The 26,238-nt window shown below is 70.7% G+C and carries 25 protein-coding genes; 20 read left to right on the top strand and 5 right to left on the bottom strand.

What is annotated here, in order from left to right; all coding sequences use genetic code 11:
• The first annotated feature begins 117 nt into the window (after nt 1–117).
• Nucleotides 118–1,455: an MFS transporter gene (locus tag ACQHII_RS03060; protein WP_427917714.1), complete on the top strand. Its 1,338-nt coding sequence runs from the start codon at nt 118–120 to the stop codon at nt 1,453–1,455.
• Nucleotides 1,456–1,658: 203 nt separating this feature from the next.
• On the opposite strand, the gene ACQHII_RS03055 is transcribed toward ACQHII_RS03060, so the two are convergent.
• Nucleotides 1,659–2,072 carry a cupin domain-containing protein gene (locus tag ACQHII_RS03055; protein WP_427917713.1) on the bottom strand — a complete coding sequence of 138 codons (414 nt, stop codon included), beginning with the start codon at nt 2,070–2,072 and terminating at the stop codon, nt 1,659–1,661.
• 233 nt (nt 2,073–2,305) lie between these two features.
• Here ACQHII_RS03055 and ACQHII_RS03050 point away from each other — a divergent pair, with 233 nt between their 5' ends.
• From ACQHII_RS03050 to ACQHII_RS02995, 12 genes are all read left to right on the top strand, one after another.
• A complete protein-coding gene (locus ACQHII_RS03050) occupies nt 2,306–2,878 on the top strand; it encodes a carboxymuconolactone decarboxylase family protein (RefSeq protein WP_427925213.1) in 573 nt (190 codons plus the stop codon).
• On the top strand, nt 2,875–4,377 hold the full coding sequence (locus ACQHII_RS03045) for a sugar ABC transporter ATP-binding protein (protein WP_427917712.1): 1,503 nt from the start codon (nt 2,875–2,877) through the stop codon (nt 4,375–4,377). Before ACQHII_RS03050 ends, ACQHII_RS03045 begins: the two co-directional genes overlap by 4 nt.
• The gene (locus ACQHII_RS03040; protein WP_427917711.1) at nt 4,374–5,387 is read left to right on the top strand and encodes an ABC transporter permease; all 1,014 of its coding nucleotides are present in this window, start codon (nt 4,374–4,376) and stop codon (nt 5,385–5,387) included. Before ACQHII_RS03045 ends, ACQHII_RS03040 begins: the two co-directional genes overlap by 4 nt.
• Before the next feature lie 42 nt (nt 5,388–5,429).
• Nucleotides 5,430–6,380, top strand: coding sequence for a sugar ABC transporter substrate-binding protein (locus ACQHII_RS03035; RefSeq protein ID WP_427917710.1), 951 nt, complete (start codon nt 5,430–5,432; stop codon nt 6,378–6,380).
• A gap of 179 nt (nt 6,381–6,559) precedes the next feature.
• Nucleotides 6,560–7,471, top strand: coding sequence for a LysR family transcriptional regulator (locus ACQHII_RS03030; protein ID WP_427917709.1), 912 nt, complete (start codon nt 6,560–6,562; stop codon nt 7,469–7,471).
• Between the two features lie 314 nt (nt 7,472–7,785).
• Nucleotides 7,786–8,703 carry a VOC family protein gene (locus tag ACQHII_RS03025; RefSeq protein ID WP_427917708.1) on the top strand — a complete coding sequence of 306 codons (918 nt, stop codon included), beginning with the start codon at nt 7,786–7,788 and terminating at the stop codon, nt 8,701–8,703.
• Between the two features lie 29 nt (nt 8,704–8,732).
• A complete protein-coding gene (locus ACQHII_RS03020; RefSeq protein WP_427917707.1) occupies nt 8,733–10,181 on the top strand; it encodes an NAD-dependent succinate-semialdehyde dehydrogenase in 1,449 nt (482 codons plus the stop codon).
• Nucleotides 10,182–10,187: 6 nt separating this feature from the next.
• Nucleotides 10,188–10,958, top strand: coding sequence for a fumarylacetoacetate hydrolase family protein (locus tag ACQHII_RS03015; protein WP_427917706.1), 771 nt, complete (start codon nt 10,188–10,190; stop codon nt 10,956–10,958).
• On the top strand, nt 10,955–11,326 hold the full coding sequence (locus ACQHII_RS03010; protein ID WP_200676542.1) for a VOC family protein: 372 nt from the start codon (nt 10,955–10,957) through the stop codon (nt 11,324–11,326). The genes ACQHII_RS03015 and ACQHII_RS03010 overlap by 4 nt, the downstream gene beginning before the upstream one ends.
• A 26-nt stretch (nt 11,327–11,352) precedes the next feature.
• Complete coding sequence (locus ACQHII_RS03005; protein ID WP_427917705.1) at nt 11,353–12,138, top strand: alpha/beta fold hydrolase; 786 nt, start codon at nt 11,353–11,355, stop codon at nt 12,136–12,138.
• Complete coding sequence (locus tag ACQHII_RS03000; RefSeq protein ID WP_399119359.1) at nt 12,135–12,623, top strand: heme-binding protein; 489 nt, start codon at nt 12,135–12,137, stop codon at nt 12,621–12,623. Before ACQHII_RS03005 ends, ACQHII_RS03000 begins: the two co-directional genes overlap by 4 nt.
• A 3-nt stretch (nt 12,624–12,626) precedes the next feature.
• Nucleotides 12,627–13,655 (top strand): methionine synthase II (cobalamin-independent)-like protein, encoded by a 1,029-nt coding sequence (locus ACQHII_RS02995; protein ID WP_427917704.1) that lies wholly within the window; start codon nt 12,627–12,629, stop codon nt 13,653–13,655.
• A gap of 46 nt (nt 13,656–13,701) precedes the next feature.
• Here the strand turns inward: ACQHII_RS02995 and ACQHII_RS02990 are convergent, their stop codons facing one another.
• Nucleotides 13,702–13,989 carry a putative quinol monooxygenase gene (locus ACQHII_RS02990; protein ID WP_427917703.1) on the bottom strand — a complete coding sequence of 96 codons (288 nt, stop codon included), beginning with the start codon at nt 13,987–13,989 and terminating at the stop codon, nt 13,702–13,704.
• Nucleotides 13,990–14,246: 257 nt separating this feature from the next.
• Here ACQHII_RS02990 and ACQHII_RS02985 point away from each other — a divergent pair, with 257 nt between their 5' ends.
• From ACQHII_RS02985 to ACQHII_RS02965, 5 genes are all read left to right on the top strand, one after another.
• Nucleotides 14,247–15,695, top strand: a complete 1,449-nt coding sequence (locus ACQHII_RS02985) for an aldehyde dehydrogenase family protein (RefSeq protein WP_427917702.1) — start codon at nt 14,247–14,249, stop codon at nt 15,693–15,695.
• A 33-nt stretch (nt 15,696–15,728) separates the two neighbouring features.
• Complete coding sequence (gene lhgO / locus ACQHII_RS02980; RefSeq protein ID WP_427917701.1) at nt 15,729–16,937, top strand: L-2-hydroxyglutarate oxidase; 1,209 nt, start codon at nt 15,729–15,731, stop codon at nt 16,935–16,937.
• 121 nt (nt 16,938–17,058) lie between these two features.
• A complete protein-coding gene (locus ACQHII_RS02975; protein ID WP_427917700.1) occupies nt 17,059–17,919 on the top strand; it encodes an amidohydrolase family protein in 861 nt (286 codons plus the stop codon).
• A gap of 13 nt (nt 17,920–17,932) precedes the next feature.
• Nucleotides 17,933–19,645, top strand: a complete 1,713-nt coding sequence (locus ACQHII_RS02970; protein ID WP_427917699.1) for a thiamine pyrophosphate-dependent enzyme — start codon at nt 17,933–17,935, stop codon at nt 19,643–19,645.
• Between the two features lie 21 nt (nt 19,646–19,666).
• Nucleotides 19,667–20,746: an Ldh family oxidoreductase gene (locus ACQHII_RS02965; protein ID WP_427917698.1), complete on the top strand. Its 1,080-nt coding sequence runs from the start codon at nt 19,667–19,669 to the stop codon at nt 20,744–20,746.
• 68 nt (nt 20,747–20,814) lie between these two features.
• On the opposite strand, the gene ACQHII_RS02960 is transcribed toward ACQHII_RS02965, so the two are convergent.
• The 3 genes from ACQHII_RS02960 to ACQHII_RS02950 form a co-directional block, all read right to left on the bottom strand.
• Nucleotides 20,815–21,750, bottom strand: coding sequence for an alpha/beta hydrolase fold domain-containing protein (locus ACQHII_RS02960; protein WP_427917697.1), 936 nt, complete (start codon nt 21,748–21,750; stop codon nt 20,815–20,817).
• A gap of 241 nt (nt 21,751–21,991) precedes the next feature.
• A complete protein-coding gene (locus ACQHII_RS02955) occupies nt 21,992–22,999 on the bottom strand; it encodes a M56 family metallopeptidase (protein ID WP_427917696.1) in 1,008 nt (335 codons plus the stop codon).
• Between the two features lie 4 nt (nt 23,000–23,003).
• Nucleotides 23,004–23,429 carry a BlaI/MecI/CopY family transcriptional regulator gene (locus ACQHII_RS02950; RefSeq protein ID WP_427917695.1) on the bottom strand — a complete coding sequence of 142 codons (426 nt, stop codon included), beginning with the start codon at nt 23,427–23,429 and terminating at the stop codon, nt 23,004–23,006.
• Between the two features lie 207 nt (nt 23,430–23,636).
• On the opposite strand from ACQHII_RS02950, the gene ACQHII_RS02945 reads away from it, so the two are divergent.
• Entirely contained in the window at nt 23,637–25,082 is a 1,446-nt protein-coding gene (locus ACQHII_RS02945; protein WP_427917694.1) for a glycosyltransferase, read from the top strand.
• A 106-nt stretch (nt 25,083–25,188) separates the two neighbouring features.
• A complete protein-coding gene (locus ACQHII_RS02940) occupies nt 25,189–25,923 on the top strand; it encodes a polysaccharide deacetylase family protein (protein ID WP_427917693.1) in 735 nt (244 codons plus the stop codon).
• The last annotated feature ends 315 nt before the right edge of the window (nt 25,924–26,238 follow it).

Raw genomic sequence — 26,238 nt, 5'->3', positions numbered from 1 at the left:
CGAGAGCCGTCGGAGTCACCTCCACGCGATTGTCGATGAGATTGTTGACAAAAACGTTGACTATCCGGGGGGTGACTCCTTAGCGTCTGGCGCACCAAGCACGAGAGGTAACCAACGATGTCTTCCTCCCCCTCCCCGTCCCCCGCTCTGTCCGCCCGTATGAGCCGGCTGGCCCTCCTGGTCATCGGCCTGTGCTGGCTGGCCGTCCTCTTCGACGGCCTCGACATGTTCATCTACGGCTCGGTGCTCCCGCACCTGCTGGAGACGAAGACCTTCGGTCTCACCCCGGACCAGGCCGGCGACCTCGGCAGCTACGCCACCTTCGGCATGCTGGTGGGCGCCCTCACCGCGGGCACGGTCGCGGACCGGATCGGCCGCAAGCAGCTGATGATCGCCTGCGTGACGCTGTTCTCGCTGGCCTCCGGGATCTGCGCCATCTCCGGCAGCGTCGAGGTCTTCGGCCTCGGCCGCACCCTCGCCGGCGTCGGCCTCGGCGGGCTGCTGCCCACCGCGATCAGCATGGTCTCCGACTACGCCCCGCGCGGCCGGACCGCCCTCACCATCGGCATGCTGATGACCGCCCACCACGCCGGCGGCATCCTCTCCGCCTACGTGGCCAAGTGGCTGGTGGACCCGGTCGGCTGGCGCGCCGCCTTCTGGGTCTGCGTCCTCCCGCTGCTCTTCGTCCCGGTGCTGCTGAAGTTCCTGCCCGAGTCGCTGAGCTTCCTGGTCGCCAAGGGCCGCACCGACGAGGCCACCGCCCTCGCCGAGCGCTTCGAGGTCGAACTCCCCGCCGCCACCGGCAAGAAGACCGCGGCCGACCGCTGGGACGCCCTGCGCAACCTCTTCAGCGGCGGCCAGTGGATCCAGACCCTGCTGTACTGGTTCGCCTCCTTCGGCGGCCTGCTCCTCGTCTACGGCGTCGCCACCTGGCTGCCCACCCTGATGCGCGCCGAGGGCTACGCGCTCGCCGACGCCCTCACCTTCGTCGTCGTCTTCAACCTCGGCGGCATCGTGGGCATGCTCGCGGCGGGCCGCGCAGCCGACCGCTTCGGCGCCCCGCGCATCTCGTCGATCTGGTTCGCGCTGACCGCCGTGGGTGTCTTCCTGCTCGGTGTCCACATGAACCAGGCCGTCACGATGCTGGTCGTCTTCCTCACCGGCGTCTTCCTCAACAGCGCCCAGACGATGATCTACGCGACGGTCTCCATCCGCTCCACCCCCGACAACCGCGCCACCGCCGTCGGCTGGACCTCCGGCATGGGCCGCTTCGGCGCCGTCTTCGGCCCCTGGCTCGGCGGCCAGCTGCTCGCCTCCGGCAACGGCGACTGGGGCTTCACGTCCTTCGCCATCGCCGGTCTGTCCTCGATGGTGTTCATCGGGATCGCCGCCCTGCGCAGCTCGAAGCAGGCCGCACAGGCCGACGCCCCGCAGGAGCTGGTCGGTTCGCACTGACCCGGAAGAACGCACCCGAACAGGACCGGACGCCGGCCACCGCAGGGAATGCGGGGGCCGGCGTCCGGTCTGTGTGACGTACAGGGTGTCGGTGAGCTCGGGCGGCCCGTCGACTGGGGCTGTTCGCCCGTGCCCGTCGGCTCGTCGATCAGGTGGGCGGCCGATTCACCGGCAGGGTGCAGCCGGCGCCGTTGTGACCCGAGCTAGTCGTCCGAGCCCATCTGGTCCTCCGCCGACAGGTGTTCCACCGTCCTGCCCGTCTCCGTGAACGTCCGGGTGACGTACCCCGACGAGTACACCCACAGGATGCGCAGCGGGGTGTCGCCCACGTTCCGGAACAGGTGCGGGATCGGTGAGGGGACGTACGTGGTGTCGTACTGCTCCAGCTTCGTCACCTCGCCGTCGACCACGACCTCCGCCTCGCCCTCCAGGATCGTCACGTGCTCGTCGCAGTTGTGCGAGTGCAACGGCGCCCCGGAGCCGACCGGATAGACGCTCATCCCACTGGTGATGAGGTTCTCCCCGCCCGCCGACGGCGTCGTGACGAGAGGCGTCGTGACGACGGCACCGCCCCGGTCGAGCAGGGGCACGGACGCGACCTTGATGATCGTGGTCATCCGGAGTTCCTTTCCACTTACACACTTCTGCGTCGAACGACGTTAGGCCTCGCGCGGGGGAATGGGTGCCCTCTGGCGTGCAGCTTTACCTTGCATTTCCAGAGGGGTGAGCTTTCCGGACCCGGCTGTAGCGTCGGCACGCATCGCACGGCTGCACGAACCGTGCACGTAACGCGCCGGAAAGAAAAGGCAGGTATCGGCCCATGAGGCTCCCCGTTCTCACCGAAGAGGAAATGGACCCGCGCCAGCAGGAACTGGCCGCCCGCATCGCCGGCCGGCGCGGTGCCGTCCGAGGCCCTTTCCGGGTCTGGCTGCACAGCCCGGAGATGTGCGAACGGGCCGAATCCCTCGGCGCGTTCGCCCGCTTCGACTCCAGCCTCCCCAAGCACCTCAGCGAACTCACCCTGCTGATGGCCGCCCGCAACTGGGACGCGCAGTACTCCTGGAACGCCCATGTGCACCAGGCGATCGAGGCCGGCATCCCGGAGGCCGCCGTCAAGGCGATCGCCGAGAAGCGCGAGGCCGTCTTCGACAACGAAGTGGACCAGGTCTTCTACCAGTTCTGCCGCGAGATCCTCGACGACCACTTCGTCACCGACGCCACCTTCGCCGCCGCACTGGAGCACTTCGGCTCCAAGGGCCTGGTCGACACGATCGGCGCGCTCGGCAACTTCACCATGCTCGGCATGTGCCTCAACACCTTCCAGGTGGACCTCCAGGCCGACAAGGAACCCCCCTTCCCGGACATCCGCGGCTACGGCCGCATCGCCCCGGACGGCTCCGACGGCACCGAGCCACGCCCGTGACAACCCCGGGGGGAGACGCGGTACTTCGCGTCCGGGGCGTCACCAAGAGCTTCGGCGGGGCGGCCGCGCTGAAGGGCGTGGACCTCGATCTGTACCCGGGCGAGGTCCACGCGCTGATGGGCATGAACGGAGCCGGCAAGTCGACGCTGGTACAGGTCCTTTCGGGGATCCACCAGCCCGACGGCGGCACCGTCGAGGTCAACGGGCAGGCTCAGCACGGACTTACGGTCCGCAAGGCGCGGAGGCTCGGCATCGCCTCGGTGCCGCAGCGCCGCGAACTGGCGATGGGGCTCACCGTCGCCGAGAACGTCATGCTGGGCGACCTGCCCACCCGGGCCGGTGCCGTGCGCTGGAAGGCCGTCGACTCCGGGGCCCGCACGGCACTTGAGGCCCTCGGCATCGACATCGACGTGACCCGGACCGCGGGCTCGCTCACCGTCGCCGAACAGACCATGGTCGAGGTGGCCCGGGAGGTCCGCCGCGGCGGACGCATCCTGATCCTCGACGAACCGACCGCCTGTCTGAGCGCCGAAGCAGCGCACCAGATACGGGAGTTGGTGCGCACGCTGCGTGACGAGGGCGTGGCGGTCGTCTACATCTCGCACTACATCGACGAGGTGCTGGCCGTCGCCGACCGCGTGACGGTACTGCGGGACGGAGCGGTCGTACGCAGCGCGCCCGCCGCCGAGTTCGACGCCGCCGCACTCGTACGGAGCATGGTCGGCAGGGATGTCGTGTCGCAGAGGTCTCAACGCCCTGCTCCCAAGGACGAGATCGGGCTCACCGTGCGCGGTCTCACCGACGGCCGGGCCGTGCGGGACTTCACCGTCGACGTGCACAGGGGCGAGATCGTCGCCGTGCTCGGCCCGGCCGGGGACGCGCAGTCACGCCTCTTCGACCTGCTCTCCGGGCGCCGCCGTCCCGACACCGGCGACCTCGCCGTCGACGGAACTCCGGTCCCGTTCGGCCGAGTTCACGCCTCGCTCGCCAGCGGCCTGCGCTGTGTCACCGGCGACCGCCGCGCCCTTGGTCTCGTCCCCGAACTCTCCCTGGACGAGAACCTGATGCTGGCCGGCGACCGCTTCGCCCGCCGCCGCACCCACCGGCGTTCCCAACTCGCCCGCCGCGCGGCCCCGTTGCGCCGCAGCTACGGCGTGGTCGCCCTCGCCGGCAACCCGCCGGTGGGCGCGCTGTCCGGCGGCAACCAGCAGAAGGTGCTGCTCGCCAAGTGGCTCCAGACCGAGCCGGTCGCCTGCTTCCTGGAGGACCCCACCAACGGGGTCGACATCGCCGCCATGGCCGACATCCACGCCCTCCTCGACGACCTCGCCTCGCGCGGAGTCGCCGTACTGCTCGCCTCCTCCTCCGCCGAGGAGGTCATGCGCCTCGCCGACCGGGTCGTCGTCGTCAGCGCCGGCCGGACCGTAGCCGAGCACGACATCGACGCCATCACCCACGACGAACTCGTCGCCACCGCCCTCGGAGGTCAACCGCAGTGAGCGTCAAGACACTTGCCGACGCCCCGGGCGTCGACGAGCCGCGCGGGAAGGCGCGCCCCAAACTCTCGCTGTCCGCGCTGCGCGGTGCCCCGCACACCGGGCTCATCGCCGTACTGATCGTCGTGATCGTGGCGACCTCGATGCGGACCGATTCGTTCGCCACCGACACGAACATCATCAACATCCTGCGCCAGGTCAGCGTCGTCGCCGTGATCGCGGCGGGACTCACGCTGCTGATGACCGCGGGTGGCATGGACTTCTCCATGGGCAGCAACGTCGCCGTGACGACCGCGGTCGGGGCGCAGCTGCTGGCACACGGCCACTCCACGGCGTTCGCCGTCGTCGCCTGCCTGCTGCTGGCCACGCTGATCGGGCTGGTCAACGGGGTGGTGGTGACGTTCACGAACGTCGCCCCGTTCGTCGCGACCCTGGCGACGGCGACTCTCCTGGACGGCGTCGCCCTGCTCGTGCTCGACAGCGTCAGCGTCTCCATCGGCACCAGGATGTTCGCCCTCGGCAACAACAAGATCCTCGGGGTGCCGTACCTGCTGGTCGTGGCGATCCTCGTGCTGGTGGCGACCGCCCTGGTCATGCGGTTCACCGTGTTCGGCCGCGACGCCTTCGCGATCGGCGGCAACGAGCACGTCGCCCGCCTCAGCGGTATCAACGTCACCGCCCGCAAACTCTCCCTCTACGCCCTCAGTGGCGCCCTGTCCGGACTGGCAGGCCTGATGCTGCTCTCCCGGCTCAGCGGCAGCAGCCCCGGCACCGGAGGACTCTCCCTCCAGCTCCAGGCGGTCGCCGCGGTCGTCATCGGCGGCACCGCCCTGGCCGGCGGCTACGGCACCGTCGTGGGCACCGCGCTCGGAGTGATCCTCCTCGGCGTCGTCGCCAACGCGCTGAACCTGCTCCAGGTCTCCAGCAACTACCAGTCGGTCTCCGTCGGCGGAGTGCTGCTCGTCGCGGCCATCGCCAACGAGATGCACAAGGCACGTTCCGCACGTCATTGACCGGCCCCACTCACCGCATCCATATACACAAGGCGGTTCACCATGAGAATTTCGGTCCGTTCCCACAGAGCCGTGCTCGCCGCGTTCGCCGGCGGCACCCTCGTACTGAGCGGCTGCGGCAGCAGTGACGACAGTGGGAGTTCCGGCGAGGTCACCCTCGGATTCGTCAACGGCGGAGACACCGAGTTCCACAGCTGTCTCCAGAAAGCGGTCGAGCAGACGGCGAAGACGGAGAACGCCAAGGTCTACACCGCCAACTCGCACCAGAATTCCACCACCGAGCTGTCCAACATCGAGGACATGACCTCGCGCAGCGTGAGTGCGCTGATCGTGCAGACCGTCAACGTCGACGCGCTCAAGAGCGACATCGCCAAGGCGAAGGCCGCGAACATACCGATCTACCTGACGTCCGTGGCCACCAGCGACGTGAACGACATCCTCGGCGCGGCCGTCGTCGACCTCGGCAAGCTCGGCGCCCTGGACGCCGGCTGGATCGCGCAGGACGCGGGCGGCAAGAACGTCCAGGTCGGCGTGATCGCGGGGGCGCCCGGCGCGGCCTCCGACCTGATGGTGGGCGGCTTCACGAAGGCGCTGCCGAGCACCGCGAAGGTGGTCGCGAACCAGCCGGGTATGTTCAATCCGGTGAAGGCGCAGGACGTGGCCGAGAACATGATCCAGGCACACCCCGACCTGCAGTACGCGTTCGTCGCCTCGGAGGACATGGCGCTGGCCGCCCGAAAGGCGTTCGACGCGGCCGGCAAGAAGGACGTGAAGATCGTGACCGCCAACGGCACCGACGAGGGCCTGGCCGCCGTCAAGGACGGACGGTTCTCCGCCACCGTCGCGAACTCGGCCATGTCGATCGGACAGACCGCGGTCAAGAACGCCGTCGGCCTCCTGGCCAAGAAGAAGGTTGACAAGATTGCCAACATTCCTCTTTTGTTGGTCACCAAGGACAACCTGAACAAGGCACCCCAGTACTGCCCCAAGTAGTACAGCCGCGCGGGCAGCGATGCCTGTCCCCGCACTGTCCAGAGCCGCCCGTCCGGCACGTCGCTGGAATGTCCTGATAGAGCCGCTATGAGGACATTCCGGATCCCGTCGGACCCCTACGCACGACCGGCACCGCCGCCGGGGCCCACCCCTGGCACACGTGGGCCTCCGGAGGAATCATGGACCGACTGCTCCTCATGCACAGCTTCGTCACCGTCGCCCAGACCGGCAGCTTCAGCGGCGCCGCCAAGAAACTCGGCTCGTCGGGCTCGCTCGTCTCGCGTCACGTCGCCGAACTGGAGCGACAGGTGGGCGTCCGCCTCGTCAACCGCACCGCCCGCTCGGTGAGCCTCACCGAACCGGGGCTCCGGTACGCCGAGTTCGCCTCCCGCATCCTCGACGAGATCGAGGCCGAGGACGCCGTCATCTCGCACCTCCACGACCGCGCCGAGGGCACCCTGAGCATCATCTGCCCCAAGTGGATAGGCAGCCTGGACCTCGGAGACGCGATCGCCGCGTTCTCCGCCGCCCACCCCAAGATCCACGTCCGCTTCGAACTGGGCGGCATGTCGGACCGCACGTACGACTTCCTGGACAGCGGCTTCGACGTGGCGTTCCACACCCGTGACCTCCGGGACTCCAGCGTCCGCCTGAAGAAGATCGCCTCGCTGCCCTTCGTGCTCTGCGCCTCCGAGACGTACCTGGAGCGCTGCGGCCCGCTCACCGAGCCCAACGGCCTCGCCCACCACGAGTGCCTCGTCCACGTCAACGACCCGGTCTGGCGCATCGGCCACGGACACACCAGCACCCTGCACAAGATCCGCAACGTGGCGTTCTCCTCCAACTCCTACCTCGCGCTCCAGAAGGCCGCCGTCCACGGCCGCGGCATCGCCCTGCTCCCGCAGCGCCCCGCCTACGACGACCTCCTCTCCGGCGCCCTCAAGGTCCTGCTGCCCGAGCTCGCCGTACCCGACCGCCCGCTCTTCGCGATCTACGGCCCCGGCCAGGCCACCCCGCGCAAGGTCAGCGTCTTCCTGGACTTCCTCGCCGAGTGGTTCTCACAGAACCCCATTCCGGCCATCCGCGCTTAGGGCCTGTCCGGCGGATCAGGCCGCAGACGCGGGGTGTGGCACGCACATCTGCGGCGTTGTCGTCGGTCGCCGACGTCCCCCAGCCTTCGGCCGGGAGGTGCCCCCACCGCGTCGCCTCCCTCCTCCGCCTTGCAGCTGCACGCACCACACCCCGCTCGCCGGCGTTAATCAGGCACCGCAGATTTTCTGTGACCTGATCCGCCGGACAGGCCCTAACTGCAAGAAACGATTGCGAATTGAGTCGAGCTCGGACCATTGAGGCCTTCACACCCTGAAATCTAGGCTCGCCGGGCGACCCGCGAAACGAGGCATCCATGGGAATCCAGAGAATCGAATCGGTCACCTACGGCATCGACGACGTAGACGAATGTGTCCGTTTCTTCGGCGACTTCGGGCTGTTCCTGCTGGAGCGCACCGAGGAGCACGCGGTCTTCGAGACCCTCGCCGGGCAGACCCTGCACCTGGACACCGTGCCCGGCCCGCTGCTGCCGCCGCCGGTGGAGGCCGGGCCGACGATCCGCGAGGTCGTCTGGGGCGTCGACACCCCCGAGGAACTGGCCCGGCTGGTCGCCGCCGCCGGCCGGGACCGCAAGGTCCACGAGAGCGCCGACGGGGTCTTCCACACCGTGGACGAGAGCGGCTTCGGCGTCGGACTCACCCTGGCCCGCCCCAAGCACACGGACGTCACCCCCCGCCCCGCCAACGCGACGGGCAGCGTCGACCGCTGGAACACCGCGCTGGAACCCCTCACCCGGGCCTTCCCGCTGCGCATGTGCCATGTCGCGCTGAACATCGTCAAGGAGGGCCGCGAGGAGGCCGTCGCGTTCTACACCGAGCGGCTCGGCTTCCGGCCCACGGACATCGTCGAACCGATGGGCGTCTTCATGCAGGCCCCGGGCGACGACGACCAGCACACCATGCTGCTGTGCCACCGCCCCGACCGCGCCGGCGTCAACCACATCGCCTACGAGGTCCCCGGCTTCGACGACGTCATCGAGGGCGGCAACTACATGATCGAGCGCGGCTGGCGGGAGGCCCGCAAGCTCGGCCGCCACACGGTCGGCTCGAACGTCTTCCGGTTCGTCCACGCCCCCTGCGGAGGCCGTGTCGAGTACGCGGCCGACATGGACCGCGTCGACGACACCTACGAGACCCGCGTCCACGAGACCACCCCGCCCCACCACATCTGGGCACTGCGCTCCAACCGCGACCAGGACGCCCCCGCCAACTGACTCCCCCCAGCCTGAGAGGGCACCCACTCATGACCTCCGACCACGGCTACCCCGCCGTCCGCATGTACATCGCGGGCGAGTGGTGCCAGGGCGGCACCGGACGGACCGCCCCGATCGTGAACCCGGCCACCGAGAAGGTGATCGGCGAAGTCCCCCTCGCCACCACCGCCGACCTCGACCGCGCCCTCGACGCGGCCACCGAGGGCTTCCGCACCTGGCGCAACACCCCGATCGCCAAGCGCTCCGCGATCCTGCACGCCGCCGCCGACCTCATCACCGAACGCGCCCCCGAGATCGGCCGGATCATGGCCCAGGAGCAGGGCAAGCCGCTCCGCGAGGGCACCACCGAGGCCCTGCGCACCGCCGACACCCTGCGCTGGCACATCGAGGACGCCCGCCGCGCCTACGGCCGGATCATCCCGTCCGCACCGGGCACCGTCCTCACCGTCCGCCGCGAGCCCGTGGGCCCCGTCGCCGCGTTCGTGCCCTGGAACTTCCCCGTCGGCGGCCCCAACCGCAAGCTCTCCTCCGCCCTCTCCGCGGGCTGCTCGATGGTCATCAAGGCGTCCGAGGAGACGCCGGGCACGGCCGCCGCCCTGGTCGCCTGCTACGCCGACGCCGGACTCCCGGCCGGTGTCATCAACCTCGTCTTCGGCGAACCGGCCGAGGTCTCCGCCCACTTGATCCCCTCGCCGCAGATCCGTCTGGTCGCCTTCACCGGCTCGGTCCCGGTCGGCAAGCTCCTCGCGGCCCAGGCGGGCGAGGTCATGAAGCCCACGCTGATGGAGCTCGGCGGCCACGCCCCGGTCATCGTGTGTGCCGACGCCGACCCGGTGAAGTCCGCCCGCAAGGCTGCCCAGGCGAAGTTCTTCAACGCCGGCCAGGTGTGCACCTCGCCGAGCCGCTTCTTCGTCCACGAGAGCATCGTCGACGCGTTCACCGCCGAGTTCGTGAAGGCCGCCCAGGAAGTCACCGTGGGAGACGGCCTCGACGCCGACACCACCATGGGCCCGCTCGCCAACGAGCGCCGGTTGCAGGCCATGGAGAGTCTGGTCGCCGACGCCGTGGAGCGCGGCGCCAAGGTACTCACCGGCGGCCAACGCCTCGCACGCGACGGCTACTTCTACGCCCCGACCGTCCTCACCGAGGTACCGGCGGACGCGCGGCTGATGCACGAGGAGCCCTTCGGCCCGCTCGCGCCGATCGTGCCGTTCACCGACCTGGACGAGACGCTGGCCCTCGCCAACGCCCTGCCGTACGGCCTCGCCGCCTACGGGTTCACCGAGTCCGCCGCCACCGCCGAGAAGCTCTCGGACGCGCTGGAGGCCGGCATCCTCTCCATCAACCACTGCGGCGGCTCCGTCGCCGAGGCACCCTCCGGCGGCGTCAAGGAGAGCGGCTACGGCAGGGAGGGCGGCCCCGAGGCCCTCGACGCGTACCTGATCACCAAGCGCGTCTCCCACCTGCTGGCGGGCTGAACCGCCATGAGGTACACGCGAGTTGCGGTCGGCGGCCGGGCGGTCTGGGGCCGCGTGGGGGAGGAGGACATCGAGCTGCTGTCCGAGTCCCCGCTGGAAGGCGATCCGTCCGTCATCGGCACGGTGCCGGTCGCCGACGCCCAGTGGCTGCCGGTCGTCGTCCCGCCCGTGTTCTACGCGGTCGGCATGAACTACCCACGCCACATCGCGCACGCCGGCGCCGAGACCCCGGACCGACCCGAGGTCGGCTACCGCGCCAACAACGCGCTCACCGGCCACCGTTCGCCCATCGTCAAGCCGGACGGGGTCGAGGGCCGGTTCGAGGCCGAGCCCGAACTCGTTGCCGTCATCGGCCGCGCGCTCCGGCACGCCACGTATGAAGAGGCCCGCAAGTCGGTCTTCGGCTGGACCATCGGCAACGACGTCAGCGCCCGCACCTGGCAGCACCAGGACCGCTCGTTCTGGCGCAGCAAGAACAGCGACACGTTCAAGCCGATGGGGCCCTGGATAGAGACCGATGTCGACGCGCTCGCGCAGACCACGACTCTCCGTGTGAACGGGGAGGTCCGCGGCTCGTTCGCCACCGGCGACATGGTCTTCGACCCGTTCGACCACATCGTCGAGCTCACCAAGCACATCACCATGCACCCGGGGGACGTGCTGTGGATGGGTGCCGAGTCCACCTGCCAACTCGAACCCGGGGACACCGTGGACATCGAGATCAGCGGCATCGGTGTCCTGTCCAACCCCGTACACAGTGAAGGGAATCCGTCATGAGCAGCGCACCCCGCTACATCCACCACGTCAACTTCCCCACCACCGACCCCGACCGGACCGCCGAGTGGTACACGAAGGTCTTCGGGATGAAGCGGATCATGCCCAAGTCCAACACCCGCGTGGTGCTGATGACCCGGGGCAACTTCGACCTCCACTTCACCCCCGTCGAGGAGATGGAGCGCATGGCGCCCTATCACTTCGCCGTCGAGGTCGACGACTGGGACGACTTCCTCGCCCACCTGGGGGACCTGGGCATCCGGCACACCCGGCCCATCGAACGGCCCGAGAACCAGTCGAAGTTCTGCTACATCCACGACCCCGACCACACCATGATCGAGCTCGTCTTCCACGGCCGCCGCCCCAACTGACCCCGCGCGTACAGGAGTTCACCCCCATGCCCATCGCCGACTCCGACGGCACCTCCATCTACTACGAGCGCCACGGCAGCGGTCCGGCGATCCTGTTCGTGCACGGCAGCGGCGGCCACCACGCCGCCTGGTGGCAGCAAGTGGCCGCGCTGCGCGAGGAGTTCACGGTCGTCACCGTGGACCTGCGAGGCTTCGGCAAGTCCGACTCGTCCATGCCCGAGTTCGACGGCCAGGACTTCCCCGGTGACGTCGTCGCCGTCCTCGACCAGGAGGACCTGACCGACGCGATGCTCGTCGGCCAGTCCATCGGCTCGGTCGCCGCCCTGCGCGCCGGACTGCTGCGGCCCGAGCGGGTCGGCTCCGTCGTGCTCGGCCACTCCCTCGGCGGCATCAGCCACCCCGAGCTGAAGGAACTCGCCGCCGCCGACCGCGCCGAGGCCGTCAAACTCCCGGTCATCGACCGCCTGTTGACGAAGCGGTTCCAGGAGGAGCGGGCCGACCTCACCTTCCTGTTCCAGCAGATGGGCACGTTCAACGTGGCCAGGATGCAGGACCTGCGCAACCTCGACACCAACGGCCCCTCCCTGGAGGACATTCGGGCCTCGGGCGTCAAGGTCGCCTTCCTCGCGGGCGAGAAGGACGCGGTGCTCAGCGTGAAGACCGTGACCCGAGCCCACGAACTGCTGGCCGGCTCGCACCTGGAGATCGTCCCGGACGCCCCGCACTCCATGTACTGGGAGACGCCCGCCGAGTACAACGCCGCCGTCGCCCACCTGCGCCGCACCCTCACCGCACCGAAGGAAGCAGCATGAGCAGCCTCACCCTGGACGCCGCCGAGGAGATCATCGACGCCGCCCACAAGCGCGCCCAGTCGATCGGGAAGGCGGTGAGCGTGGCCGTCGTGGACGCGGGCGGCTTCCCCATCGCCATCCGCCGGCCCGACGGCGCCCGCCCGCTCACCCCGGACATCGCCCGCGCCAAGGCGTACACGGCGGCCATCATGCAGCGGCCCGGCAAGATGCTGAAGAAGTGGCAGGAGAGCCAGCCGGTCTTCTTCTCCCAGCTTTCCCAACTCCCGGGCGCCGCCATGCCGATCATGGCCACCGAGGGCAGTCTCACCATCAAGAAGGACGGCGAGATCATCGGCGGCCTCGGTATCGCGGGCGGCACCGCGGACGAGGACCAGCAGATCGCCGAGGAGGTGCTCGCCTCGCTCGGCTACGAACTGGAGTTCGCCGCCTGGGGAGTCGCGGGCAAGCCCGCCCCGTCCTCGCCCTCGTCCGGAAAGGACGCCTGACCCATGGCGGATACGTTCAACTACCGCATCGACCACCACGGCAGCCTGGTCCGCCCGGCCGAGCTGACCGCGGCCCGCGCCGCAGGCGACCCCGAGGCGCTGAAGGAGGCGGAACTCCAGGCGGTCAAGGAGGCCGTCGTCCTCCAGCGCAAGCTGCGCTCCACCGTCGTCACCGACGGCCACTACCCGCGAGAGGACTTCCGCAGCGCGGTCCTTGACGGAGTATCAGGTTTCCGCCGCACGGACGAGACCGACGCCGACGGCCTGGTCCGCTGGGTCGCGGAGTCCCTGCCGAAAGCCAACGGCCCGCTGCTCGCGGACTGGGCGGCCCACCTCACCGAACTGACGGTGATCGCCCCGAAGGCCTCGCTGCCCTCACCCGCGTATCTCGCCGCCACCACCTTCGAGCCCGGTCACGGCCCTTCCTCCGCACGGGAGCTGGGGGAGGCGCTGGCCGAGATCGTCCTCGCGGAGATCGAGGCACTGGTCGCCAAGGGCGTACGCCTGATCCAGCTCGACAACCCGCTGCTGCTCGGCCAGTTGGCCACCGACCCGGCCGCCCCCGGCGCGCTCTCCTTCGAGGACGCCCTCGCCGTGGACGCCTTGGCGGTACGCCTCGACGAGCGCCCCGAGGGCGTACGCATCGCGGTGGCACCCGGCCCGGTCGCCCCGACCGCGCTCGACCTGTCCCGCGCCGAGCGGCTCTACGGCTGGATCGGCGCCGACCGCTGGATCCTGCCCTTCGACCAGGGCACCCCGGCCGAACTCGCCCTGGTCAAGGCCCTGCCGGAGGACCGTGACTTCTGCCTGGGCGTCGTCGACGCGACCGCGCCCGCGCTGGAGGACATCGACACGGTGATGGCGAGGCTCGACGCGGCCGGCGAGTTCAAGGACCTGGAGGACGGGGCCGTAGCGCCGTCCCGCGGCTTCGCCGACGTGGCGAGCCGGCCGCTGCTGACCGCCGAGGAACAGCGCCGGAAGATCGAACTGGTGGAGACGATCGCCCGGTACGTCTGGGGCAACGAGTTCTGATGCGTGAGCCGGGAAGCGCGACACCGCGCTTCCCAGCAGGGCCCGCTCAGAGCACCTCGGCGAACGTCACCTTGCGATCGGTCAGCAGCGGCCAGATGGTCCGCACGATCAGCTCGTCGAAGTGGTCGGCCGCCTTGTGCGCCTCGAAACCGGCCCGGTCGGCGTACTGCTCGTACAGCACGAAACTCCCCGGCACCTCCGCCTCGGCGTGCACCTCGTACGCCAGGTTCGCCGGCTCGGCACGGGTCTGCTCGCGCACCTTCAGCAACGCGGCCCGCACCGTGGCCTCGTCGGCGGGCTCGCAGAAGTAGCGGGCGATGACTGCGTAGGCCATGTCGTGTCTCTCCTCATCGAATCCTCGTTCGATCCGCGGTGGATCCTCGGCTCCCGACGGCGTGGCACATGCCGTCCGGCCTGCCGATTCCAGCACGGATCAACCCTCGGCCGAGCTGCGCGCGGCGCAAGCAATGCCTGCCTGTGCGGGGCTGGTGGCATGGCCCCCACATGGTGTGTTGTCGCATTCGGCCCGTTGTGGCCGCTGACTGTGCAGACCGCGGACCCGCACCGCGGCGGACGAAGGAAGTGATCTTCATGCGAAGCCTGGAAACCCTCTCCGGTGGAGAGTGGGTGACGACCGGCGAGTGGATCGAGGTGCACGACCCCGCCGACGTCCGCACCCCCCTCGCGCGCATCCCCGCCCTCGCCGCCAAGGACGTCACCCGCGCCTACGACCACGCCGAGCGCGGCTTCGCCGTATGGAAGCGCACCAGCCCCTTCGAGCGGGCCCGCATCTTCACCGAGGCCGCGAAGCTGATCCGTGAGCGGGTCGACGAGATCGCCGCCGACGTCACCGCAGAGAACGGCAAGACCGGCGCCGAGGCCCGCGGCGAGACCCTCAAGGCCGCCGACTTCCTCGACTACTACGCGGGCCTGGCCCGCCAGGGCTACGGCACCCTCCTGCACGACGCCCGCCCCGACACCCGCGTGCACACCCAGCGCGAACCGATCGGCGTGATCCTCGTGATCAGCCCCTGGAACGACCCGCTGATCACCCCGGCCCGCAAGCTCGCCCCGCTGCTCGCCACCGGCAACGCGGCCGTGTTCAAGCCGGCCACCGAGACACCGTTGTCGGGCCTGCACTTCGCCCGCGCCCTGCACGACGCCGGCCTGCCCGCCGGTGTCCTCAACGTGGTGACGGGCCGTACGGCCGAGATCGAGGAGGCGCTCCTCGACGATCCGCGCATCGTCGGCATCACCTTCACCGGCTCGAACGAGGTCGGCAACCGAATCCGCCGCCGCCTCGCCGACCGCAACGTCCGCTTCCAGGGCGAACTCGGCGGCAAGAACGCCTCGGTGGTCCTGGCGGACGCCGACCTGCCGTTCGCCGCGAAGACCGTCGTAGCGGCCTCGTTCGGCCAGGCGGGACAGCGCTGCACCGCCACCAGCCGCGTCATCGTCGAGCGGCCGGTGTACGACGAGTTCACCCGGCTGCTGGTCGCCGAGGTCGAGGCGCTGAAGGTCGGTCCCGGCAGTGACCCGGCGACCACCCTGTGCCCGCTGTCCAGCCCGAAGCAGCGCGACAGCGTCCTCGCCCACCTCAAGGGCGCCGTCGAGCAGGGCGCCACCGTCCTCACCGGCGGCGCGGCGGACACCGAGGGCGACCACGCGCACGGCTGCTTCGTCCAGCCGACGGTCCTCGCCGATGTCACCGCCGAGACGGCGATCTGGCGCGAGGAGGTCTTCGGACCGGTCCTCGCGGTCCGCGCCGTGGACGACTTCGCGCAGGCCGTCGACGCGGTCAACGACTCCCAATTCGGCCTGGCCGCAGCGGTGTTCACCCGCGACCTCGCCTCCGCGTACCGCTTCGCCGACGACGCCGAGTGCGGGCAGATCGCGGTCAACGCGACCACCCCCGGCTGGGACGTGCACCTGCCCTTCGGCGGCTTCCACGACTCCGGCACGGGCTACAAGGAGCAGGGCGACGAGGTCCTGCGCTTCTCCACCCGGGTCAAGACCGTCGCCGTCCACATCGGCGCATGAGCGGGCGAGCAGCACAGAGAGAGGAGGATGCCGATGGCTGACGAGACGATCGGCATCGTCGGCGCGGGCATCGTGGGCCTGGCCACCGCCCGTGAGATCGCCCTGCGCCGCCCCGGCGCCCGGGTCGTGGTCATGGAGAAGGAACCCGAGGTCGCCGTCCACCAGACCGGCCACAACTCCGGTGTCGTGCACGCCGGCATCTACTACGCGCCGGGCAGCCTCAAGGCCGACCTGTGCGTCCGGGGCGTATCGATCCTGCGCGAGTACTGCCAGGACCGCGGGCTGCCGTACGACGAGATCGGCAAGCTCGTCGTCGCCGTACGGCCGGACGAACTGGGCCGGATGGAGAACCTGTACGAGCGGGCCCGCAACAACCACGTGCCGGAGCTGCGCAAGATCTCCCAGGCGGAGATCAAGGAGCTGGAACCGCACGTGGGCGGGATCGCGGCCCTGCACTCCCCTCGCACCGCGATCACCGACTACCCGGCCGTCGCCCGCGAGTTCGCCAAGGACATCGAGGCCTCCGGCGGCGAGGTGAGGCTCGGCTTCCCGGTCACCGCCATCACCAATGTGCCGGGCGGTATCGAGGTCGCGTCCGGGCCGGAGCGCGTCCGGGTCGACCGGCTGATCCTCTGCGCCGGGCTGCATTCGGATGCCGTGGCAAAGCTCGCGCAGGACAAGAAGGCGCCGAAGATTATCCCGTTCCGGGGCGAGTACATGCTCCTCAAGCCGGACCGCACCCACTTGGTGCGCGGGCTCGTCTACCCGGTGCCGGACCCCCGTTACCCCTTCCTCGGCGTGCACTTCACCCCGCGGGTCGACGGCAGCGTCGAGGTCGGACCGAACGCCGTCCTCGCCCTGGCCAGGGAGGGCTACAGGCTCGGCCGCGTCTCCCTGAAGGACCTGGCCGGCCTCGCCGCCTACCCCGGCTCCTGGCGGATGGCCGCCCAGCACTGGCGGACCGGCATCAAGGAGTACCGCGGCTCGCTGTCCGCGTCGGCCTTCATGAAGGACGCCAAGCTCTACGTCCCCGGTGTCGGCGTCTCCGACGTCGTACGCGGCGGGGCAGGTGTCCGGGCCCAGGCACTGGATCCCGACGGCACGCTCGTGGACGACTTCCGCATCCATCGGGTCGGCCGGATCACGGCGGTGCGCAACGCGCCCTCGCCGGCCGCCACCGCCTCCATGGCGATCGCCGAGCACATCGTCGAGGCCGTGTTCAGCGCCTCGTCCGCAAACTGAGAATGCCCTGCGTACAGCGGTGTTTCGCGCAACTACTGCTTGCACTCCCAGCGCTCGGCAAGGCCTCTTCGCCCGCCTAGCGTTCCTTCCGTAAAGACCTTCGAGAGAAAGAGTTCCGGACATGTTCGTTGTCGACACGCAGATCCACATCTGGAAGGAAGAGAGCCCGGACCGCCCCTGGGTCCCGGGAGCGCGGGAGCGCATCCGCCTCAACGGACACCGCGAGGACCCCTTCTCCTACGAGGAGGCCCTGGAGCTGATGGACGAGGCCGGCGTCAACCGGGCCCTGATCCTGCCGCCGTCCTGGGAGGGCGACCGTATCGACTACGCCCTGGAGGCCTGCGAGGCGCACCCCGACCGCTTCGGCATCATGGCGCGCATCCCGCAGAACAAGCCCGAAGAGGGCAAGGCGATGCTGGCGGACTTCGCGCAGAACCCGCATGTGAAGGGCACCCGCCTCACCTTCCACCGGCCGCAGGACCGCAACTGGATGATCGACGGCACCAACGACTGGTACTGGCCGATCGCCGAGGAGCTGCGCATCCCGACGATGGTCCATGCGCCCATCTGGAAGCGGGAGTTGGGCGAGATCGCCGCCAAGCACCCCGAGCTGAAGATCATCATCGACCACATGGGCATCATGGCCCGCTGCGTCGACGACGCGATCGGCTACTGGGTCTCGGAGACCGCCGACCTCGCCGCCCACCCGAACATCTACGTGAAGGTCTCGGCGCTCCCCGGCTACTCCACGCAGCCCTTCCCGAACAACAACATCCAGAAGTACGTGCGCGAGATGGTCGACAAGATGGGCCCGCAGCGCTGCTTCTACGGCACCGACATCACGCGGCTGCTCGGGCACGGCATCACCTACACCGACACGATCGAGCAGTTCACCAAGCACTGGGACTTCACGCCCGAGGAGCTTGAATGGATCATGGGCCGCGGAATCTCCGAGGTCCTGAACTGGCCGATCGAGGGCTGAGGAAGCACGAGAGATGACCGACACCACCAACACTCCGGGCGCCGACGGCGGCGATGCTCTCGTTACCGCCTTCAACGCCGTCGGCGCCGACTACATCTTCTGCTCGTCGGGTTCCGAATGGGCTCCCGTCTGGGAGTCCCTGGCCCGGCGCCACCGCGACGGACTGCCCTGCCCGCAGTACCTGGACCTGACCCACGAGACCGTCGCCGTCGGCATGGCCACCGGCTACGGACTCGTCAGGCGCCGACCGCAGGGCGTGCTCCTGCACGCGGCCCCCGGCCTCCTCCAGGGCTCGATGGCCGTGCACGGGGCGCTGCTCGCGGGCGTCCCGATGGTGGTCAGCTCCTCGGAGTCCACCACGTACGGCGACGGCCCCGGCCAGGACCCGGGCGGCCAGTGGTACCGCAACCTGTCCATCGTCGGCGGCCCGCACCAGATCGCCCAGCCCTTCACCAAGTGGTCCAACGAGGCCGCGAGCGTCCACACCCTTCCTACGATGGTGACGCGGGCGGCGGAACTCGCCTGGCGTGCCCCGGCGGGACCGGCGTACCTCAACGTCCCGCTGGAGATCCTGCTTGAGGAGTGGGACGGCCGCGAGGCCAAGCCGATCGTGGCGCCGGGTTCCACGCACAGCTCGCCCGAAGAGGTCGACCCGGTCGCCCAGTTGATCCGCGAGGCCTCGAATCCCGTCATCGTCACGGAGACGGCGGGGCGCGAGGCGGGCGGCTTCGAAGCGCTCGTCGCCTTCGCCGAGGCGTGGAACATCCCCGTCGTCGAGCCCGACTCGGCGGTGTGCGGCAACTTCCCGCGCACCCACCCGCTGCACGCCGGCAGCGACATCGGCCCGTGGATGGACACGGCGGACCTGATCCTTCTGGTCAACTGTCGCGCCCCCTTCTACCCGCCCTCGCGCCGCCCCTCCAAGGCGACCGTCGTCGTCATCGACGAAGTACCGCAGCGCCCGCACGTCGTCTACCAAGTCCTGTTCGCCGACACGTACTTGGAAGGTAACGTCGCCAACACCCTGCGCCAGCTGGCCAAGCGGGCGAAGGATCTGGACCCGGAGGCGGTCACCGCGCGCCGCGCCGCGCAGGAGCAGCGGCACGCCGACGAGCAGGCCGCGATCGCCGCGGCCGAGGCGAAGGCCGCCCAGGCCACCGAGGGCATCGACCCGGTGCTCGTCGCCGCCACGCTGCGCAAGCTCCTCGACGGCCACGACGGGATCGTCGTCGACGAGACCATCACCCACAGCCGCGTCGTCAAGCGCCATGTCCAGACCGCCGACCCCGACTCGTACTTCTACGTCCAGGGCGGCCTCGGCCAGGGCATCGCGGTCGCACTCGGCGTCAAACTCGCCGCGAAGGAACGCCCGGTGGTCCTCACCATCGGCGACGGCGCGTTCACCTACAACCCGGTCATCCAGTCGTACGACGCCTCGAACGCCTACGAACTCCCTGTGCTGATCGTGGTGTTCAACAACCGCGTCTACAAGTCGATGAACCTCAACCACCGCAGGTTCTATCCCGAGGGCGCCGCCGCCGACACCGGTGAGTGGCTCGGCACCGATCTGCACCGGCTGCCCCGGCTCGCCGCGTTCGCCGAGCCCTTCGGGATGCACACCGAGACGGTCGACACGCCCGAGGCCCTCGCGCCCGCGCTGGAGCGTGCGCTCAAGGCCGTGGCGGAGGGCACCACCGCCGTCGTCGACGTCCTCGTCACCCGCTGAACCAGGAAGGCACCCGCCACCATGTCCGACACCGCAACGCCCAAGCCGGGCAAGGTACTTGTCGCCGCAGACGACCTGCGGACCTTCTCCGCCGCGCTACTTGAGAAGGGCGGCCTGAGCGCCGAGCAGGCGCGCACCACCGCCGACGTGTTCGTGTGGGCTGCGCTGCGCGGCGTCGACTCGCACGGCATCGCCCGCGTCCCCGCCTACCTGGAGCTGCTAGCCAAGGGTGTGGCCAACGCCGACGCCGACATCAAGGTCGAGTCCACCGCCCCGGCCGCCGCCGTCCTGGACGCCGACCGTGCCCCCGGCCCGGTCGCCCTCAGCGCCGCCGCCGACGAGGCGGTGACCCGGGCCCGAGTCGGCGGAGTCGCCGCTGTCGGGGTTCGTCGCACCGTGCACACCGGCGCCATCGGCTACTACGTGTCGAGGATCGCCGAGCAGGGTCTCGTCGGTATCGGCTACGTCGCCGGCATGCCCAACATGGGCTACACCGGTGTCAAGGGCGCCGCCGTGGCGACCAGCCCGCTCGCCATCGCCGTACCGGCGAAGGCGCACGCCCCGCTGCTGCTCGACATGGCGACGGCCACCATCGCCCTGGGCAAGATCCGCCAGGCGAAGGCGAGCGGCACCCCGCTGCCCGAGGGCGCGGCGGCCACCGCCGACGGCACCCCCACCACCGATCCCGAACTCGCCGTCATGCCCCTGCCGTTGGGCGGCGCCAAGGGATCCGGCATGTCCCTCGCCTTCGAACTGCTCACCAGCGTGCTGGTCGGCGCGCCGATCTTCGCGGCCTTCCACTCGGACGACCCGCAGGGCCGCAAGCACCGGCAGAACGCGCTGCTCATCGCCCTGGACCCGGCGGCCTTCGGTGACCCGGCCGCCTTCAACGAGGCGGTCGACGCGACGCTGGCCACTCTCAAGCAACTGCCGCCCGCGGACGGCGCCGAGGGGGTCTTCTACCCCGGCGAGCGCAGTGCGGCGGTCGCCGAGGGGCGCGGCGCGAAGGGCATCCCCGTCGCGCCCAAGGTGTGGCGTGAACTCACCGAGGCGGCGGGGAAGTTCGGTCTCACCCCGCCGGAGCCGGTGCCGTCGGCGTGACCCAGCGGCACTTCGCCGACCGTCCTAGAGGGGGACGGTCGGCGAAGTGCTTTGTTCTTGAGGGGAGTTCAGCCGGTACCCACGGCCTGCCGTACCTGACGGGCGATCAGGGTGTAGGTCTCCAGGGCCCGTTCGTCGTCCGTGCCGTCGTAGCCGTGGTCGGCTCCGGCGACGTCGACGTGCTCCACCAGGGCGCCCGCCGTGCGCAACCGGTCGGCGTAGCGCACCCCTTCGGCCTTGAGCAGGTCGTACTCCGCCGTGACGACCAGCGCCGGTGCGATGCCCTTGAGGTCCGCGGTGTCCGAGGGATGCGCGGGCGACACCAGCCGGTCGGAGCGCACCTTCGGATCCGGGACGTACGACGTGTCGAAGACCTCTGCCATCCAGGGCCGCAGCATGGGCTTGGCGATGGCGGCCCGCTTGTCCTTCGCGCTGGTCGCGAGGTCCAGCGGCGGATAGTGCAGCACCTGGAGCGCGATCGAGGGGCCGCCCTCCTCCAGTGCCTGCCGGGCCACCGCCGCCGCGAGTCCGCCTCCGGCGCTCTGCCCGCCCACGGTGAGCCGGTCCCCGTCCCAGCCCTGTTCGGCGCCGTGCTCCGCGATCCACCGGACCACCTCGAAGGCCTGCCGGGGCGGCGCGGGGAACGGGTGCTGCGGCGCCACGACGTAGTCGACGTTGACCACTACGACACCCGCCTCCGCAGCGAGGAAACGGCACAGCGGGTCGTCGAGTTCGGTCAGCGGCACGACGTAGCCACCGCCGTGGAAGTTCACGTGCACCGGCCGAGGCGGGCCCTCGCCCGCCGGCAGATACACCGTGGCCCGCGCCGGGGCGACCGAGGTCGGGATGGTCAACTCCCTTGTGGTGCGCGGGAATTGCGGGAACCGCTGGTGCGAGGAGGCGGCGGAGCCGCGCCCGCTCGGGCGGCGGTCGGCCATCAGGGAGAGGCGCTGGAGGGACCTGGCGGCGAAGGCGGCCACCGTCGGCCGGGCCAGAACAGACATACCGCTCCATTCATGGAGTGCGCGCGACGGGGGAGTGCGGCCCGATCGCCCGGGATCGATCGACAGGATTCCTGGCGATGGCTAGGGCGACGATAACACGGGTGCATTCCAGGCGGACGCAGCGATCGGCGCTGTTGAGGGGCGGGTGGGGGTGGGGTGGGTGTGTGGAAAAAGTGTGTCACTTGCTCGTGTATGCGTCACACTTTCGCGGACCCGTCCCCGGGATGGGGGCGCCTGACGGTCAGTGGTGGCGCATGGGCCCGTCGAGGTGCTCGTGTGCACAGCACGGCCCGTGCGGCGGGACCGCCGCAGCCGCCGCAGTGGCCGCCGCCCGAGCCGTCACACAGGCCGCGCGCTGCGCGGTCTCGATCATCTGCTCGCTGTCGGTCGCCGCGTCGGCCAGACTCCCGCAGCACACCACGAGCAGCGCCGCGCCCGCGACGAACGGCAGCGCCCGGCGCGGGGGAGGAGGCGCCAGCAGCGCCCGCACCCGCTGCGGCACCGCCCCGCCGGTCGCGGCCAGCGCCGGGCGGGAACGGTTCGCGGAGGTGGCGAGTGCCGCCCGTCCCACGGCACGGGCGACGACAGAGCGATCGCCGACCCGCAGCGCGGCCTCCTCGTCGGCCCAGCGCTCCAGCACGAAGCCGCCGGCCGCGGACAGTGGCCGTAGCAGCGGGTTCACGGCGGCGGAGAGGCGCCAGAGGGTCTGGAAGAGATGGTGCCGGGCGCGCAGATGGGCCCGCTCGTGCGCGAGCAGTGCCTCGCGCTCGCGGTCGCCCAGGCAGCGGAGCATGCCGCGCGACACCACGATCCGCCCCGGCTTCCCCGGCAGCGCGAAGGCCTCCGGTGTCGCCATGTCCAGGACGGCCAACTCCGTGTCGCCGGGCAGCTGTTGGCACTCGCGGTGGGCCCAGCGCAGCTGCCGCAGCTGACGTGTGCCGGCCACGGCGAGCCCTGCGACGGACGCGAGGAGGCCGAGCGCGGCGATCCCGGCGACCGTCAGGTAGACGGGGTCGGAGGCGCGTACGGCGTCGACCGACCACTGCCCCTCCTGGGCGACCTCGGGGATCTGCACAAGGCCCGCGAACGCGAGCAGTCCCAGGGAGCCGAGCCAGCCGAGCGACGCCAGCAGGGCGGCGGAGGCGAGCGACCAGGCGGCCGTGCGCGGGGCCAGCAGAGGGGCGGCGCGAGGCGCGAACACCGCGATCACCATGGTGATCAGAAGGGGGACGTAGACACTGATCAGCACCGGCTCACGGTCCTTCGTCGGCGCGGCCGGAGTGTTGCGGCCCGTCGTGCCCGGAGAGCAGTCGCTGCAGCAACTGCTCGTCCTGCTCGGAGAGTTCGGAGACGAAGCGGGTGAGCACCGCCTCGCGGTCGGCGCCGTGCTCCAGCAGGGAACGCATCCGCTCCGCCGTGTGCGTCGCCTCGTCCCGGGCGGGCGCGTACGCGTACCCGCGGCCCGCGCGGTGCCGGACGAGCATCCCCTTGTCGTACAGGCGCGACAGGATCGTCAGCACGGTGGTGTAGGCCAGGTCCCCCGGCAGTTCGTTCCGGACCTGGCGTGCGGTCAGCGGCTGGGGGGCGCCGTAGAGCGCGGCGAGAACACCGCTCTCCAGTTCGCCGCGCGCCCGCCTGCCGGACGTCGCGCCGGGTTTCTCGCTCTTTCGATCGTGCACTGTTCACCCCACCGCCTTCCACCGCTCGGCGTCCCAGCCTACCCGCCGACCTACTACGGCCTGTAGGAAGTGCGTCAAGGGCTCGAAGCGGCCGGTCGCGAGATCGGGCGGAGCTTTGCGATCGCGATCTACTACATGTTGTACGACCTTACCTACTACATGTTGTAGAGTTTCGCCGCTCCACTCCACCTGCGGAGGAAAAAGCCCATGCCCCACCTCGGAAGTACGGTGCATCTGCGCGCCCTCGCGGTCGCCGCCCTGCGCCCCCGGCAGGCGACCCCGCCCCGCCCCGCGTCGGCGGCCGAGCGGATCGTGATTGTCTCGGCGAGCGTCGGAGCCGGTCACGACGGCGCCGCCGCCGAGCTGGAACGGCGCCTGGTCGCGGCCGGACTCGCGGTCGACCGGCTCGACCTGCTGGACGTGCTGCCCGCCCGGCTCGGCCGGCTCGTCCGGGACGGCTACCACCGCATGCTCGTCCGGACACCGTGGCTCTACCAGCGGATCTACAGCAGCACCGAACGCGCCGGAGGCGGCGGCCCCGTCGCCCGCGCCCTGCTGCGCTCCGCCGAGGGGAGGCTGCTGCGCGCCCTGCCCGCCGACACCGGCGCCGTCGTTTCGACCTACCCGGGCGCGAGCCGGGTCCTGGGCAGCCTCCGGCTCGCCGGCCGGCTCACCGTGCCCGTCCTCACCTACCTCACCGACTTCTCCGTCCACCCGCTGTGGGTGGCCGACGGCGTCGACGTCCACCTCGCGCTGCACGCCGTGCCCGCCGCCCAGGCCAGGGCCGCCGGCGCCCGCGACGTCCGGGTCTGCGGCCCGGTCGCCGACCCGCGCTTCCACCCCGTGAGCGCGACGGAACGCGCCGCGGCCCGCACCCGCTTCGGCCTGCCCGCGAACGCGCCGCTCGCCCTGCTGGTCGCCGGTTCCTGGGGTGTGGGCCCGGTACGGCAGGTCGCCCGCGAACTGCGCGACTGCGGCGCGGCCGTACCGGTCGTGGTCTGCGGCCGCAACGAGGAACTGGCCGAGCAGCTCCGGGCGGACGGCATCGAGCACGTCCACGGCTGGGTCGACGACATGCCCGGCCTGATGCACGCCGCCGACGTCCTGGTCCAGAACGCCGGCGGACTGACCTCCCTGGAGGCCTTCGCCGCGGGCCTGCCCGTCGCCAGCTACGGCTGCATACCGGGCCACGGCCTGACCAACGCGTCCGCCCTGGACCAGGCGGGCGTCGCCGCGTGGATCCAGGACCCGGCCCAACTCAAGCACGTACTGGCCGAGTTGATCGACGGCCCGCGCGGGCTGCTGCAACGCGAGGCCGGGCTCGCACTGTTCGCGGACGCCGCACACCACGAGCAGGAGATGGGCCCCGCCGCCGAGACCGTACGGGTCTGCCGGGCAGGCGTCGGCCCCGCCACCCCGATCGCCGTCCGCCGGGCCCGCCCGGTCCGTCCGACCGCCCTGCGGCTCGCGACCACCACGGCCCTGGCCTGCGCGGTCTGGGCGGGCGCGGTCGGCACGGCGGTCGCCACGACCGACGGCGGCCCGGGCCTCATCCACGCCATAGGCAAGAGTCTCGACTTCGATGACCCGGGCGACGGACACCACGAACTCCACACGGCTCACGAGGCCCATGCGAAGGGAGACCGCTCGTGACAGTCGTACGCCTTCTTCCTGCGACCGCTCGTCTCGCGCCGCCCGACGTCGGCCCCGCCACCGCGCGCAGTGCGTCAGCCGCGGGCCGCGCAACGGGACGCCCCGCATGACGGCCGCCCGCCTCCTGGGCACCGCGCTCCCCGCGGTGCCCCTGCTGGCAGCCGCCGCGTACGCAGCTCCCGTCCTGTCCACCTACGGCCCGCTCCGCAACCGCGTCATGCCCCGCCTCTCCGGCCGCGGCCGGCCCGACCACGTGGCGCTCACCTTCGACGACGGACCGGACCCGCTCTCCACCCCCCTCTTCCTGCGCCTGCTCGACGAGCGCCGGGTCCGCGCCACCTTCTTCCTCCTCGGCAACCAGGCCGTACGCGCCCCAGGCCTGGTCCGCGAAATCGCCGCCGCCGGACACGAGATCGCCGTCCACGGCTGGCTCCACCGCCCCCTCTTGCTGCGCGGCCCGCGCGCCACCCTCGACGACCTGGCCCGCGCCCGCGACACGGTCGGCGACCTCACCGGCCGGGCACCGCGGCTCTTCCGCCCGCCCTACGGCGTGATGTCGACCGCCGCCCACCTCGCGGCCCGCCGCCTGGACCTCACGCCGGTGCTGTGGACGGCCTGGGGCGAGGACTGGCGGGCGCGCGCCACACCGGAGTCGGTCCACCGCACGGTCACCGCGGACCTGCGCGGCGGCGGCACGATCCTGCTGCACGACTCCGACTGCACCTCGGCCCCCGGCTCCTGGCGCGCCACCCTCGGCGCGGTGCCCCGCATCCTCGACACATGCGCGATGCGCGGCCTGTCCGTGGGCCCGTTGCGGGAGCATGCTGTGGATCAGCTCTGAAGTTGACAATATTGTTGGCGTTCCCGGTCGGCGGAATTTACGTTCGCAAGTAATGGGCCGACTCCTGGACGGGCGTGCGCCTCGCGGACACCCCGGCTTCGACGGCGCCGAGCCCGGTGTTCACGTACTACTGGGAGCACGTCCCGCTGATGGCGACCGGGCCCAACTCCCGTGGCGCCTGGCACGGTTCGGAGATGCGGACCGCGCGGGCGCCGACACCCTGTCCGACTACGGACTTCTTCGGGCGATTCTTCGCCAGCTGGAAGCGCCGGTGACGTCGGTGTCGGTGGCGGTCTGCGAGTGACGTACTCTCTG

This window comes from Streptomyces sp. cg40 (genome assembly GCF_050320165.1).
GTDB classification, from domain to species: Bacteria; Actinomycetota; Actinomycetes; order Streptomycetales; family Streptomycetaceae; genus Streptomyces; species Streptomyces hokutonensis.
This window is presented reverse-complemented; position numbering and strand designations above follow the sequence as displayed.

What these genes read in the sequence shown, in the direction of transcription:
- ACQHII_RS03060 (WP_427917714.1), top strand. Translation starts at nt 118, where the DNA reads ATGTCTTCCTCCCCCTCCCCGTCCCCCGCTCTGTCCGCCCGTATGAGC.
- ACQHII_RS03055 (WP_427917713.1), bottom strand. Translation starts at nt 2,072, where the DNA reads ATGACCACGATCATCAAGGTCGCGTCCGTGCCCCTGCTCGACCGGGGC.
- ACQHII_RS03050 (WP_427925213.1), top strand. Translation starts at nt 2,306, where the DNA reads ATGGACCCGCGCCAGCAGGAACTGGCCGCCCGCATCGCCGGCCGGCGC.
- ACQHII_RS03035 (WP_427917710.1), top strand. Translation starts at nt 5,430, where the DNA reads ATGAGAATTTCGGTCCGTTCCCACAGAGCCGTGCTCGCCGCGTTCGCC.
- ACQHII_RS03030 (WP_427917709.1), top strand. Translation starts at nt 6,560, where the DNA reads ATGGACCGACTGCTCCTCATGCACAGCTTCGTCACCGTCGCCCAGACC.
- ACQHII_RS03025 (WP_427917708.1), top strand. Translation starts at nt 7,786, where the DNA reads ATGGGAATCCAGAGAATCGAATCGGTCACCTACGGCATCGACGACGTA.
- ACQHII_RS03020 (WP_427917707.1), top strand. Translation starts at nt 8,733, where the DNA reads ATGACCTCCGACCACGGCTACCCCGCCGTCCGCATGTACATCGCGGGC.
- ACQHII_RS03015 (WP_427917706.1), top strand. Translation starts at nt 10,188, where the DNA reads ATGAGGTACACGCGAGTTGCGGTCGGCGGCCGGGCGGTCTGGGGCCGC.
- ACQHII_RS03010 (WP_200676542.1), top strand. Translation starts at nt 10,955, where the DNA reads ATGAGCAGCGCACCCCGCTACATCCACCACGTCAACTTCCCCACCACC.
- ACQHII_RS03005 (WP_427917705.1), top strand. Translation starts at nt 11,353, where the DNA reads ATGCCCATCGCCGACTCCGACGGCACCTCCATCTACTACGAGCGCCAC.
- ACQHII_RS03000 (WP_399119359.1), top strand. Translation starts at nt 12,135, where the DNA reads ATGAGCAGCCTCACCCTGGACGCCGCCGAGGAGATCATCGACGCCGCC.
- ACQHII_RS02995 (WP_427917704.1), top strand. Translation starts at nt 12,627, where the DNA reads ATGGCGGATACGTTCAACTACCGCATCGACCACCACGGCAGCCTGGTC.
- ACQHII_RS02990 (WP_427917703.1), bottom strand. Translation starts at nt 13,989, where the DNA reads ATGGCCTACGCAGTCATCGCCCGCTACTTCTGCGAGCCCGCCGACGAG.
- ACQHII_RS02985 (WP_427917702.1), top strand. Translation starts at nt 14,247, where the DNA reads ATGCGAAGCCTGGAAACCCTCTCCGGTGGAGAGTGGGTGACGACCGGC.
- lhgO (WP_427917701.1), top strand. Translation starts at nt 15,729, where the DNA reads ATGGCTGACGAGACGATCGGCATCGTCGGCGCGGGCATCGTGGGCCTG.
- ACQHII_RS02975 (WP_427917700.1), top strand. Translation starts at nt 17,059, where the DNA reads ATGTTCGTTGTCGACACGCAGATCCACATCTGGAAGGAAGAGAGCCCG.
- ACQHII_RS02970 (WP_427917699.1), top strand. Translation starts at nt 17,933, where the DNA reads ATGACCGACACCACCAACACTCCGGGCGCCGACGGCGGCGATGCTCTC.
- ACQHII_RS02965 (WP_427917698.1), top strand. Translation starts at nt 19,667, where the DNA reads ATGTCCGACACCGCAACGCCCAAGCCGGGCAAGGTACTTGTCGCCGCA.
- ACQHII_RS02960 (WP_427917697.1), bottom strand. Translation starts at nt 21,750, where the DNA reads ATGTCTGTTCTGGCCCGGCCGACGGTGGCCGCCTTCGCCGCCAGGTCC.
- ACQHII_RS02945 (WP_427917694.1), top strand. Translation starts at nt 23,637, where the DNA reads ATGCCCCACCTCGGAAGTACGGTGCATCTGCGCGCCCTCGCGGTCGCC.
- ACQHII_RS02940 (WP_427917693.1), top strand. Translation starts at nt 25,189, where the DNA reads ATGACGGCCGCCCGCCTCCTGGGCACCGCGCTCCCCGCGGTGCCCCTG.